Annotated in this window: 9 protein-coding genes; 4 read left to right on the top strand and 5 right to left on the bottom strand. The window is 46.5% G+C overall.

The features are described from left to right. Nucleotides 1-2: 2 nt before the first annotated feature. Together msbA and ACWYU8_RS14710 are read right to left on the bottom strand one after the other, a co-directional pair. The gene (msbA, locus tag ACWYU8_RS14715) at nucleotides 3-1,751 is read right to left on the bottom strand and encodes a lipid A ABC transporter ATP-binding protein/permease MsbA (protein WP_457520404.1); all 1,749 of its coding nucleotides are present in this window, start codon (nucleotides 1,749-1,751) and stop codon (nucleotides 3-5) included. A 31-nt stretch (nucleotides 1,752-1,782) separates the two neighbouring features. After that, complete coding sequence (locus tag ACWYU8_RS14710; RefSeq protein WP_457520403.1) at nucleotides 1,783-4,041, bottom strand: DNA internalization-related competence protein ComEC/Rec2; 2,259 nt, start codon at nucleotides 4,039-4,041, stop codon at nucleotides 1,783-1,785. Between the two features lie 8 nt (nucleotides 4,042-4,049). On the opposite strand from ACWYU8_RS14710, the gene ACWYU8_RS14705 reads away from it, so the two are divergent. After that, on the top strand, nucleotides 4,050-4,559 hold the full coding sequence (locus ACWYU8_RS14705) for a DUF2062 domain-containing protein (RefSeq protein ID WP_457520402.1): 510 nt from the start codon (nucleotides 4,050-4,052) through the stop codon (nucleotides 4,557-4,559). A 165-nt stretch (nucleotides 4,560-4,724) separates the two neighbouring features. Here ACWYU8_RS14705 and lolE read toward each other — a convergent pair whose 3' ends face one another. Genes lolE through lolC form a run of 3 tightly spaced genes read right to left on the bottom strand, consistent with a single transcriptional unit; the run spans nucleotide 4,725 to nucleotide 7,880 of the window. Further along, entirely contained in the window at nucleotides 4,725-5,969 is a 1,245-nt protein-coding gene (lolE, locus tag ACWYU8_RS14700) for a lipoprotein-releasing ABC transporter permease subunit LolE (protein ID WP_457520401.1), read from the bottom strand. 2 nt (nucleotides 5,970-5,971) lie between these two features. Beyond that, nucleotides 5,972-6,679: a lipoprotein-releasing ABC transporter ATP-binding protein LolD gene (gene lolD / locus ACWYU8_RS14695; protein ID WP_457520400.1), complete on the bottom strand. Its 708-nt coding sequence runs from the start codon at nucleotides 6,677-6,679 to the stop codon at nucleotides 5,972-5,974. Then, entirely contained in the window at nucleotides 6,672-7,880 is a 1,209-nt protein-coding gene (lolC, locus tag ACWYU8_RS14690; RefSeq protein WP_457520399.1) for a lipoprotein-releasing ABC transporter permease subunit LolC, read from the bottom strand. The genes lolD and lolC overlap by 8 nt, the downstream gene beginning before the upstream one ends. Nucleotides 7,881-8,183: 303 nt before the next feature. On the opposite strand from lolC, the gene ACWYU8_RS14685 reads away from it, so the two are divergent. From ACWYU8_RS14685 to ACWYU8_RS14675, 3 genes are read left to right on the top strand one after another with little or no spacing between them, the layout of a single operon-like run. Beyond that, on the top strand, nucleotides 8,184-8,753 hold the full coding sequence (locus tag ACWYU8_RS14685) for a PilZ domain-containing protein (RefSeq protein ID WP_457520398.1): 570 nt from the start codon (nucleotides 8,184-8,186) through the stop codon (nucleotides 8,751-8,753). A 5-nt stretch (nucleotides 8,754-8,758) separates the two neighbouring features. Continuing rightward, nucleotides 8,759-12,220: a transcription-repair coupling factor gene (gene mfd / locus ACWYU8_RS14680; protein WP_457520397.1), complete on the top strand. Its 3,462-nt coding sequence runs from the start codon at nucleotides 8,759-8,761 to the stop codon at nucleotides 12,218-12,220. Nucleotides 12,221-12,227: 7 nt separating this feature from the next. Further along, nucleotides 12,228-12,998 carry a peptidoglycan binding protein CsiV gene (locus tag ACWYU8_RS14675; RefSeq protein WP_457520396.1) on the top strand — a complete coding sequence of 257 codons (771 nt, stop codon included), beginning with the start codon at nucleotides 12,228-12,230 and terminating at the stop codon, nucleotides 12,996-12,998. The last annotated feature ends 87 nt before the right edge of the window (nucleotides 12,999-13,085 follow it).

The raw sequence follows: 13,085 nt of genomic DNA, 5'->3' as shown, positions 1-13,085 counted from the left end.
ACTTAACCGCCAAACTGAATACGGTGTAACTGAGCGTACGCACCATCTTTTGCAATCAGATCGGCATGAGTGCCACGTTCTACAATCGTGCCATCATCAACGACCAGAATTTCATCGGCTTTTTCGATTGTCGACAGACGGTGAGCGATAACCAGTACCGTCTTATCTTTTTGCAGCTCGTCCAGTGCTGCTTGAATAGCGCGTTCAGACTCAGTATCAAGCGCAGAAGTCGCTTCGTCCAAAATCAGAACTGGTGCATCACGAAGTAACGCTCGAGCAATAGCAATACGCTGACGCTGACCGCCAGAAAGACTTGCGCCATTCTCACCAATCACCGTGTCGAGACCATTTTCCATCTTGCTGACAAATTCCATCGCGTGGGCCAACTCAGCCGCCTTTTCAATATCACTACGTTGGAACTTATCTTCTGTCGCGTAAGAGATATTGTTCGCAATCGTATCGTTGAACAGGTGGACGTTTTGAGAAACAAGCGCAAATTGTTCACGCAAGTTTTTAAGCTCATAATCGCGAATGTCGTGCCCATCCAGCATGATCGCACCACTATCCACATCGTAAAAACGATTAAACAAGTTCGCGATAGTACTCTTACCAGAACCTGAGCGCCCAACCAAGGCAACCGTCTTGCCACGAGGAATATCAAAGCTGACATGTTCTAACGCAGGCTTCTCTGCCCCCTCGTATGTGAACGTAATGTCTTTTACGGATATATCACCGTTCGCACGTTCAACTTTATGGTTACCTTCATTTTTCTCTGGATCCAGATCGATAAGTGCGAATAGCGTTTGGCTTGCCGCCATGCCTCGCTGGAACTGAGAGGTTACGTTAGTCAGAGCTTTCAGAGGACGCATCAAACCAAACATCGCAGAAAATACAACCGTAAAGGTACCCGGAGTAAGCTGTTCTTTAATAGAATCAATGCTCGCCAGATACAACACAGCGACAATAGCAACAGATGCTATCATCTGGATAATTGGGTTAGCAGCGGCTTGTGCCGTTACCAACTTCATGCTTTGCTGACGCATCTGGTTGCTGACTTTTTCGAACCGTTCACGCTCTATGTCCTGGCCGCCGTAGCTCAAAACAACTTTATGCCCTTTCAGCATTTGTTCAGCAGAAGCCGTTACGTTCCCCATCATGGTTTGCATGTTTTTGGACACTTTTCTAAAGCGTTTTGAAACAACCCCAATCCCCCACGCAACAACCGGAGCAACAGCAAACAGCACCAATGAAAGCTGCCAACTGTTGTAAAACATCAATACGAGAAGACCAATGATGCTTGCACCTTCGCGCACAATACTCACTAAGGCCCGGCTTGTTGCAGCAGAGACCTGTTCCGAATCATAAGTAATTCGGGACAACAAATTGCCTGTCTTTTCTTTATCAAAATAAGACACTGGCATGTGCATGAAATGGTTAAATACCATGCGACGAATCCGCATGACGACATTACCAGAAACCCAACTCAAGCAGTAATCGGCGGCAAACCCACTGGTACCACGAATAAACATCATGGCAAAAATGATCAGCGGAAGTGTGCGTAGGAAATCAGAATCTGTGCTTCCAAAACCTTCATCAAGCAAAGGTTTCAGCAGAGAAATCATATAGGTATCTGAGATAGCATTAATAACTAATGCAATGATAGCAACGATAAGACCAGCTTTATAAAGTCGGATATGTACCCATAGACGCTTAAACGTCTGCCAAGTCGTTTCATCAGTATTTATCGACATAGAAGTGCTTTATTTTCTTACATTAAGGCGCTTATTCTACCCGCTTACGCAGCATCTGCCTATACCAAGGCTCAAATGTATCACTTCGTTTCGTGCTAAAACGCCACTCTCCTTCGCTCACCCTCACGGTAACTTGACCACGATGTCCAGTGTCTAACCAAATGGAATCCGCCTCGATATAGGAAGCGACGACAGATTCTGCTGGCATTCCCCACTGATTCTCTTTCGCTAACGATGCGATGGCTAACGTCGGTGAGACCGCGTCAATAAAGCGCGGATTGGAAGAACTTTTGCTGCCGTGATGTGGCACAAGCATGATGTCACTGCGAAGTTTGTCCGGTTCTCTTAACAGTATCCACTCACTGATGGCTTCGATATCTCCTGTAAACAACGCCTTAAAGCCCGACGCTGGATCACGAATCCGGAATACACAGGAGTGAGGGTTATAAGCTCTTTTCACGGGTTGAGGCGGCCATAACACCTCGACATTTAGCCCCTGCCAATCCCAGTCAGCACCACTATGGCACGTATGATAACCATCAAACTGCTGGCTACTGCGTTTAATGACAGGAGAAAAATGGGTTTCAATTACATGCCTCCCTCCAGCGTGATCATTATCGGAATGACTGAGCACCAAAGTATCGATAGTTACGTATCCCCTTCCATGAAGTACTGGCGTAATAACTTGTTCAGCAATGCTGCCGTCCGGCCAGGCTTTACCGGTGTCATAAAGCAGCACTTTTCCGTCTTTTTCAACGACAACAGCCAACCCATGCCCCACATCGAGAATATCAATTCTCCACTCACCCCTTCTCTGCTCCGATAATAAAAAGACGCTGACCACCACAGCGAACAGCAGTAACCATGCCTGTCTGGACAAAAAGCGTTTGATAATAAAACAACCGCTAAGCAGGATGAGTAACCATGTGAGTTGAATCGACAAAGGCTGCCAACTGCCAAGCGCATACTGAATTGACTCGCTCAAAGGCCACAAAGAAAGGTCCACCCCCTGCCAAATATATTTCGCGTATGCCGAGCTAATTAAGGAGAAACACAATGCCAGAAACATTAAGGGAACGACGACAAACCCAAACCAAGGAATAAAAATCAGGTTATAAGCCATCGCTGACACGCTAAATCCGGAAAAGAAATAACCGCTTAGAGGAATAACTAACAAACTTAGCGCCAATTGCGTGACGAGCAAAACCTTTAGCTTGACTAACCAATTTCCCTGTTGTTTTTGCACTAAGTTAATCGCAAAAAGCACCAAACAAACCGACAAATACGACAACCAAAAGCTCATACTTAAGGATGCAAAAGGTTGAAAGAATAACTGTATAGCGACGGCCAGAAGGACGACTCGCCAAACACTCCAATGAACCAGAGCGTATTTGAGTGCAACATAGATAACACATACCGATACAGCACGTGTCGTTGGCAGAGAAAAATCAGCTAACCATGCATAGGCCAGTGCAACCGCCAATCCAAATATAGAGGGAATGAACTCAAACCCGGGAAAGGCAGTTCGAATGGATCTCCCAAGCAACAAGCCAAAGCTAAAGGCCATACCGATGTGTAAGCCAGAAATCGAGACCAGATGCAGCAATCCGCTGTCTCTGAGCGCTTGCCAAGTATCGTCACTCAGCGTTGTGCGGTCTGCAAAAGCCAGCGCTTTAATCAGCGCCAGGTGATTCAGATGGGATAGATCATCCATGACTCTGTCAATAATGATCTGCCGCCAGGAATGGTTGGTTCGGATAATCCAGCGCGCATCTTCAGGCACTATGGCTCGGGCCACAATGCCATTTCCCATTGCCTGCTTTTCAGCGTCAAAACCCGCTTCATTGCGAAGACCAATAATTGGTTTAAATAAAACAGAAGTCGTGAATTCACTGTTAACAGAGATAGGAAATTTAGTTATTAAACGCACGTTAGGTTTGAAAAAAGGTAACAGAATTTGGTCGTTTACCTGCTTGATCGTTACGACACCTTCATATCCATGACTTATTTGTTTAAAAGAGCTGTCAACTTTGCCAATTATGGTAATATTCTCCCCAATTCTAAAAAGGGCTTGTCGCTGATACTCAATAGCATTGCCGTGGATGATGACAACCATGCAGCCCCAAATGACGCCTATGCTAATTAGGCCGCGGCGTAACTTAATTATTGAGCCTGTGGTAATGATTCCCAGTAGCAACCAACGCCAGTCTGGCATCGTCGGCCACCACGCTGATGAAACAACGCTTGCTACAAATAATGCCAAGGTCAAACTTTTTTCTGAGAGAGTCATGCTGTCCTATGCCTAGAAAGCTGATAAAACGCTTCATGCCAGATCACGAAGTGATCAAGCGCCAAAAAGCATTAAAGGTCTTCGGCAATGTGTTATACAACCCGAACCTGTGGTGCTTAAATCGTCGTTCTGCGTCAGGTGCTTTTGCCGTTGGCCTATTTATGGCGTTTGTTCCGCTTCCCAGCCAAATGCTTATGGCAGCAGGTTTAGCTATTTTAATGGGCGTCAATCTGCCGCTTTCCGTGGCTTTGGTTTGGGTAAGCAACCCGATCACCATGCCAGTTTTGTTCTACTTTGCTTATAAGCTCGGGGCACTGGTGATGCATGTTCCGCCGCAGCCTTTCACTTTTGAACTGTCTTGGGAATTCATCATGCAACAGATGAGCACGATTGGACCTCCGTTTCTTTTAGGATGTGCTATTTGTGGTGTTGCTTCAGCCATCATCGGATACTTTGGCATTCGCGGATTGTGGCGCTACTCAGTGGTCCGCAGTTGGCAAAAACGAAACGTAAGATAAATCGTCATTACATAAAAATCAGCGCCTTGGATATGTACTGAGGCTCAAATAACAGATTGACTGAAAAGAGATGTCATCCACGAATGACAAATTGATAGGAAATACGAAAAAGGACCGTAATCGGTCCTTTTTCTGTTTTTTATGCTCAGCTAAAGGAGCCCCGCTTTACTTGGAACTCAAAACCGCCGCTGGATTTAACTTGGCCGCTCGCGACGCGGGATACCAGGTTGCCAACAAACTCAAAACAATTGCGGTTATCGACACCAAAGCCACATCAGGCCAGTGGAGTTGTGAAGGTAGGAAGTCGACAAAATAGATATCGCCCGACAGGAAGTGGTGCCCAATTAAACGCTCGAGCCCCGTAATCAGTGGCGTGAGATTTAATGCGACAAGCACACCAACCACACTACCAACTAAGCTGCCAAAGACACCAGAAAATACACCCTGCCATACAAAGATGCGCTTAATCAGGCTGTCTTTTGCTCCCATCGTTCTTAATATCGCGATTTCCGCTGCTCGGTCTTTTACTGCCATCATCAATGTCGAAACGATATTGAAACATGCCACACCAATCACCAGCACCATAACCAAATACATGATGGTTCGTACCAGCTGAATGTCTCGGTATAAGAAACCGAATTGCAGCTGCCAACTTTTCAGATAGACATATACATCGACCAAACCGCCCACTTCACGCACGATTTCCGGGGCATTAAGAACATCATTCGTTTTGAGAGAAATACCGGTAACACCATCATCCAATCGTGCATATTGCTGTGCGTCAGCTAACGGGACTAACGCGAGCGAATGATCTATCTGGCCATTCAAGGTTAAAAACCCGATGACCTGAACTCGAACACGCTTTGGTGCCTGAACGTTATTGCCAGTGCCCATTTGTGGGATCATCAAAGTGACATAGTCACCGACGTTGATGCCCAATTCGTCAGCAACACCACGACCTAAAATGACTTGTTGTTGTCCGGCATAGAAATTCTGCCATGCTGCTGGATCAATAAAATCAGACATGCTGGAGACCGCTTGCTCAAATGAAGGTTCAACGCCCCTCACTTCGACAGCTTTGAGTTTACTGCCCTTTTCTGCCAATCCGGTGAAACGTACATATGGGGCCGCAGCAACGACATTTTTATGTTTTAACGCTTGATTGATGGTTTTCGTGTAATTACGGAGCGGACCATCTACCCCTTCTAGCTCACCATGCGGAATCACGGACAGTACTCGTGACTGCAATTCCCGCTCAAACCCGTTCATTGCAGATAAACCAATGATGATGACGGCAACGCCAACGGCAATACCAATCGTAGAAGATAAAGAGATGAACGATACCATCTTGTTACGCTTTTTAGCGCGACTGAAACGACCACCAATCATCAGTGCTAAAGATGAAAACAAAATTAGCCCTCCGCCACTGCAGATTCAATCGTCAAACGATCCACCAGCAAACCATCCTGCATATGCATTTGACGATCCATCTTTGCCGCCAACTCCTTATCGTGCGTGACAACCAAAAAGGCAATATTCGACTCTTGGTTCAGCTCTCGCATCAGATCATAAATAGACAGTGCCGTGTTGTGATCCAGATTACCGGTCGGCTCATCAGCTAACACTAAGTCCGGTTTATTGACCAGCGCACGCGCAATCGCAACACGTTGACGTTCTCCCCCAGAGAGCTCCGATGGTCTGTGATCCACACGATGACCCAAACCCACTTTATCAAGTAACGCTTTTGCCGCTGCTTTTGCTTCCACCGCTTTAGTACCGCCGATCAATAGCGGCATTGCCACATTTTCCAAAGCAGTAAAGTCAGCGAGCAAATGATGAAACTGATAAACAAAACCCAGATGCTTGTTACGCAGTGCTGCTTGTTTATTAGAACTCAAGGAAGTCAGATTTTGCCCTAAGAAGTCCACTTCACCATGCGTAGCATCATCAAGGGCCCCAAGAATATGCAGCAGCGTACTTTTACCCGAGCCAGATGACCCAACAATAGAAACTAACTCACCTTTCTCCAGATCAAAACTGACACCTTTCAACACTTCCGTATCTAACGAACCTTCTCGGTAGACTTTACGAATATCACGACATTCTAATAGCTTATTCATAGCGGAGTGCCTCAGCAGGTTTAACAGAAGATGCTCGATAAGAAGGGTAAACGGTAGCAGCAAGGCTTAGAGCAATAGCCAATACCACCACTAATAAAATCTGAAATGAATCAATCAAAATTGGCAGATGTCCACCGAAGGTAAATAACGCAACGCCCGCATATTCAAGAATGGCGTTTAAATAAAGCGAAACCGTCACCCCAACTATGCCTCCTACAATGGAGCCAATTACGCCACTGCTCGCACCCTGAACCATAAAGATGGTCATGACTTGAGCTTGGGTCATGCCCTGAGTTTTAAGAATGGCGACCTCGGATTGCTTTTCCATCACCACCATGATGAGTGCTGAGATGATATTAAACGCAGCGACACCGACGATCAGACCCAGCATTAAACCCATCATATTCTTTTCCATTTTTACTGCCTGGAAAAGCTCGCCGCGCTGGACACGCCAGTCACTCCATTGCCATCCTTCTGGCATAGGTTTATCAGCAAAATTTGTCACCATGAAAGGGTCAGAGAAAAAGACACGCCAGCCAGACACCGTATTTTCTGGTAAGCGCATCAGCTTCGCGGCGTCCGTCATATTGACGATCATTAACTGACCGTCAACGTCAGAACCGGTATTGAATATACCAGCGACCGTAAAGTTACGTTGACTTGGAATGCGCCCAATCGGCGTAAACTGAGTTGCATTTGTGACCATTAAACGAACTTTGTCACCGATAGAAACTTTCAGAGCGCGCGCCAAACTGTGACCAAGAAAGACTTGATACTCTCCCGCCTGCAGTGAAGACAGTCGGCCAGCAATTAAGTGGTTCGCGATTGGGTCGCCCTTTTTCGGCTCAATACCAATCAAATACCCTGCCGTTAACTGCGCAGGACTTTGTATCACCGCTTCACCACGAACCACTGGCTCAGGTTCCGCCACTTTAGAAATATTCTGGATGAATTCTGGAGCTGTTTCTGTCAACGGAGTTTCACCATTTTGTTGGGAGATAACCGCATGAGGAAGTACGCCAAGAATGCGCTCTTTAAGCTGGGCTTCAAAGCCATTCATCACCGACAATACAGTCACTAACGACATAACACCGATGGTGATACCTGCTGTCGACATATAAGAAACAAATCGGCTAAACCTATCTCCAGAGCGTCCCCGAAGATATCTCAAACCAATAAATAATGAGATAGGATGATACATAAAAGATAAATCAACTGGCTGTTTTGATAGAACACAAACGTTGTCGGCTATCTTACCTTACTCTTCCGCTGAAAAAGACAAGATAATCACTAAATTTGTCAACGACATGCAATAAGTCTGCATTTCGAGCAAAAAGTTCAGGCTGGAAAACGGGTAAACTTGATAACTTCATTCAGTTAGCGATAATCAGTGCCTTACTTTCTGTTTCGTAAATACAGCTGTTCCGTAAATAAAGCTGTACCGTAATTTAAAGCTGTATCGCAAATGAAGCAGAGAGCGCTCGCTGGCAAAAGGATCGACAACATGACAGAGCAAGAATATTTCACCGTTCACCATAATCTGACCATAAACGTGGAAGCGTTAGGTGCTGACTTTGCTTTGCCAGATGAAGAAACCTTTACTTCCCAAATACCTGCACCATTCATTGTTTCCAGTGAATTCAGCAGGTTAGATACACTGTCAGACAATGCGCGTCTCGAATTACAAAACAAAGAGTTAAAGCACGTGATTCATTTGCTCGACACGCAGAATACGAAGCTTAACCTGTTGTTAAGCTTTATGCTGTCACAGCAAGATGACGCCGCAACCCGATTTCAAACAACTCAATTTGGCGCGAGTCAGCTCAGCTACCGCACCGATACTGCGCTAGAAACGAATCAATTAGTGCGTGTTAAACTGTTTCTGGATCAACCAGCGGCCGCAATATACTGCTACGCTGAAGTGGTAGAGTGTATAGCATCAGAATCAGGCTTTCTCATCACCCTGAAGTACAAGATGCTACGAGACTCCGATCAGGATTTATTGATCAAAGCCGCTTTATATCAACAACAAAAACTACTCCGTCAGCGCTCACTGGAGCGAGATAAAAAATAACTCCTATGACAAAAGCAACGATACTTTCCGTCACCAACCCATCTGAGCGTGGCGATAAAAAACAGCTAGGTAATTTACCTGGGGCAGCCCTTCCGCTTGCGATTGCAGAGCTTGCCAAACAACATTCCAGTCATTCACTACTTGTTGTACCGGATCCTCAGCTTGCCCTGAAACTACAAGCTGAAATTGAACAATTCACCGACCAGCCAGTGAGCCTTTTCCCTGATTGGGAAACGCTGCCATACGATAACTTTTCTCCACATCAGGAAATCATCTCTGACCGAATTGCGCGTTTGTACCAGCTACCGCATCAAAAGACCGGTATTACGATTGTGCCTGTCAGCACCGCCTTACAACGCCAATCGCCGCGTGACTTCCTGCTGCAACACACGTTAATGGTCAAAACCGGCGACCAATTCTCTCTCGAAAAACTTCGGGTACAGTTAGAAAACTCCGGTTACCGCCACGTTGATCAAGTATTCGGACCTGGCGAATACGCCAGCCGAGGCTCGATTCTCGATCTGTTCCCAATGGGCAGTGATGATCCATACCGTATCGATTTCTTTGATGATGAAATCGACACGATTCGAACTTTCGATCCCGAAAACCAACGCTCTATCGAAGACATTAAGCAGATCCAACTGCTTCCTGCGCACGAGTTTCCGACCACAAAAGAGGCGATTGAAGAGTTTCGTACTCGCTGGCGTACTCAGTTTGAAGCGCGTCGTGAACCTGAATCCATCTATATGCAGGTAACCAAAGGAACATGGCCGGCAGGTATCGAGTATTGGCAGCCTCTGTTCTTTGAACATACCGAAACTCTGTTCGATTACTTACCTGAAGACTCCCAGCTGATCACTTATGGCGATATTGAGTCAGCCGCCGAGACCTTCTTAAATGACGTTGAATATCGATACGATCAGAAGAAAATCGACCCATTACGTCCGCTTCTAGCGCCACATGATTTGTGGCTGAAAAAAGATGAGCTCTTCGCGCACTTTAAACAGCTACCTCAAGCTCAGTTACATCTGGAAAAAATCGTCAAGCGCGCAGGTCGTCAGAACCTGGCAGTACAGTCTTTGGCAGAGCTTGGCGTGCAACAGCAGAACAAAGAGCCGCTTTCTCGCTTGCGCCAGTTTAGTGAACAGTTCTCTGGCAAAATCGTTTTTTCTGTAGAATCGGAAGGTCGACGCGAAGCACTGACTGAACTTCTGCAAGGCATTAAAGTTCGCCCTGTAGTACACAACTCTTTGTACCAGGCATTGAATTCGGATAACCGCTTTAGCTTAATTCTTGGCGCGGCTGACCACGGTTTTATTCATGATGAACTGAACTTTGCACTTATCTGTGAAAGTGATTTGCTTGGCGATCGTGTTATCCAACGCCGCCGCAAAGACAAAAAGGCAGTCAATAGCGATACCGTCATTCGCCATCTTGCCGAACTTAAGCCGGGTCAACCCGTTGTCCATATCGACCACGGTATCGGCCGCTACATTGGACTGCAAACCCTTGAAGCAGGTGGTATGAAAACCGAATACGTAACGCTGGAATATCAAAACGATGCCAAGCTTTACGTACCCGTGTCATCACTGAATCTCATTAGCCGATACTCCGGCGGTGCAGAAGAAAGTGCGCCGTTACACAAACTCGGCGGAGAAGCCTGGGCGAAAGCACGCAGAAAAGCCGCAGAGAAAGTGCGTGACGTAGCCGCAGAGCTGCTGGATGTTTATGCCAAGCGTGAATTAAAACCCGGCTTTAAGTTCAAACTGGATCGTGGGCAGTATGCCACCTTCAAAGCAACCTTCCCGTTTGAGGAAACCGACGATCAATCAACGGCGATAAACGCGGTGATGTCAGATATGTGCCAGGCAAAAGCGATGGACCGACTGGTTTGTGGTGACGTTGGGTTTGGTAAAACGGAAGTGGCGATGCGCGCCGCATTTGTCGCCACAGACAATGGTAAACAAGTCGCGGTACTCGTACCAACTACCCTGTTGGCACAACAGCATTTTGAAAACTTCCGCGACCGTTTCGCTAACTTGCCAATTCGCGTAGAAGTATTATCGCGCTTCAAGTCCGCAAAAGAGCAAAAAGTCATCTTGCAAGATGTAGCTGACGGTAAAGTAGATATCGTCGTAGGTACACATAAACTGCTGTCCAGCGACATCAGGTTTAAAGATCTTGGCCTACTGATTGTCGATGAAGAACACCGCTTTGGTGTGCGTCAAAAAGAGAAAGTGAAGGCGATGCGGGCGGATGTCGACATCTTGACCCTCACTGCGACACCAATTCCACGAACTCTCAACATGGCAATGAGCGGAATGCGTGATTTATCCATCATCGCCACCCCGCCAGCTCGTCGCTTGGCCATCAAGACGTTTGTTCGAGAGCGTGAAGAGTCGGTTGTACGTGAAGCCGTACTGCGTGAAATCATGCGTGGTGGACAGGTTTACTTCCTGCATAATCAGGTCGAAACCATCGAAAAGACCGCCGAAGATATACAGAAATTGATTCCAGAAGCCCGTATAACCGTGGCACATGGTCAAATGCGTGAACGTGAGCTAGAGCGCGTGATGAACGACTTCTACCACCAACGCTTCAATGTTCTGGTGTGTACGACTATCATTGAAACAGGTATCGACGTTCCAACCGCGAACACCATCATCATGGACCGAGCGGATAACCTTGGTCTGGCGCAGTTACACCAGTTGCGTGGCCGTGTTGGTCGTTCTCACCATCAAGCCTATGCCTATTTATTGACGCCACATCCAAAAGCAATGACCAAAGATGCCATCAAACGTCTGGATGCGATTGCGTCTCTGGAAGATCTTGGCGCAGGCTTTACGCTCGCCACTCACGACTTAGAAATCCGTGGGGCTGGTGAATTACTTGGTGATGAACAAAGTGGGCAAATTCAATCAGTTGGCTTTACACTGTATATGGAGATGCTGGAACAAGCCGTAGAAGCATTGAAAGAAGGCAAAGAACCATCACTGGACGAGTTGCTGCGAGAGCAAACGGAAGTGGAAATGCGTATTCCAGCGCTTTTGCCGGATGACTACATCCCAGATGTAAATACGCGCCTGTCAATGTACAAACGTATTGCCAGCGTGACAGATACCGATGAGTTGTCGGAATTAAAAGTGGAGCTGATTGACCGATTTGGCCTGCTTCCTGATGCAGCGAAAAACCTCTTAGCTGTATCAGAAATGAAACTTGCTGCAGCTAACCTGAAAGCGAGGAAGATTGAAGCCCATGACAAAGGCGGATTCGTAGAGTTTTACCCTGATGCTGACATAAATCCAGTGTATTTGGTTAAACTCCTTCAATCGCAGCCGCAAAAATTTGCAATGGAAGGTCCAACTAAGTTCAAGTTTAGCGTACCATTGACAGACCGACGTAAACGAGTTCAGTTTGTTAACGACTTACTGAATGATTTTAAACAGAATTTATTACCAACGAGCTAACAGTCGAATGAGAATACTGATCCCGTTATTACTTCTATGTGTCTCTATGCCTTCTTGGGCACAACGCCAATTTGATATTGAAGTGATCATTTTCAAGCGAGCAGTCAACGCTGAAAGCGTGAGCGAATCCTGGTCAGACCAACTGCCTCAGATTGAGATGTCGAATGTCGGCAGTTTAGACAGCGATGCTTATCGCTCTTCTAAAGGCGTGACCTTATTACCTCGTTCCGCTTTCCATCTGAACCCACAAGAAGCCGCGCTGAACAACCACGCAGGATTTAAAGTGCTTAAACATGTGGCCTGGAGACAAGGTGAGCAAGGCCAAGGAAGTGCTCCAACTTTCCGTATCGTAGGTGGACGTGACTTTTCAGGTTCATATTACGCAGATGGTAGCCCTAACGACGGTAGCGTGACAACGTTCGCGAGCGACGGTTACAGTGAGTCCAATGTTGACGGCCCACTGTATGAGTTAGACGGCAAGATTCAAGTTTATGTTCAGCACTACTTGTTTGCAGAAACGACGATGGATTTCCGTGAGCCGGGCGTGAGACAAGTTCGCTTCGAAGCAAAACCGACCGAGCAACTGGCAGACGAAATGGGTGAAGTAGATGGCAACGTCCAAGTGGGTAACTTAGCGGATGTGTCACCAACCGTGACGGAAGAGAAGTTCCTCAAGACCTACAGACTTGAGCAGAAACGTCGTATGCGAAGTGGCGAAACGCATTATCTGGACAACCCGTTGATGGGCATGATCATTCAAGTGCGTCGTGTAGACTAATCAGAAAATTTAAATAAAGCGCAGCCCCGGCTGCGCTTTTGCTTTATACCTAAGTAAGACCGTTAGAAAACATTCATTAGAAATGGA

Source organism: Vibrio limimangrovi, assembly GCF_054064025.1.
The sequence above is the reverse complement of the archived record's forward strand: the minus strand, read 5'-3'. Positions and strand labels throughout refer to the sequence as shown.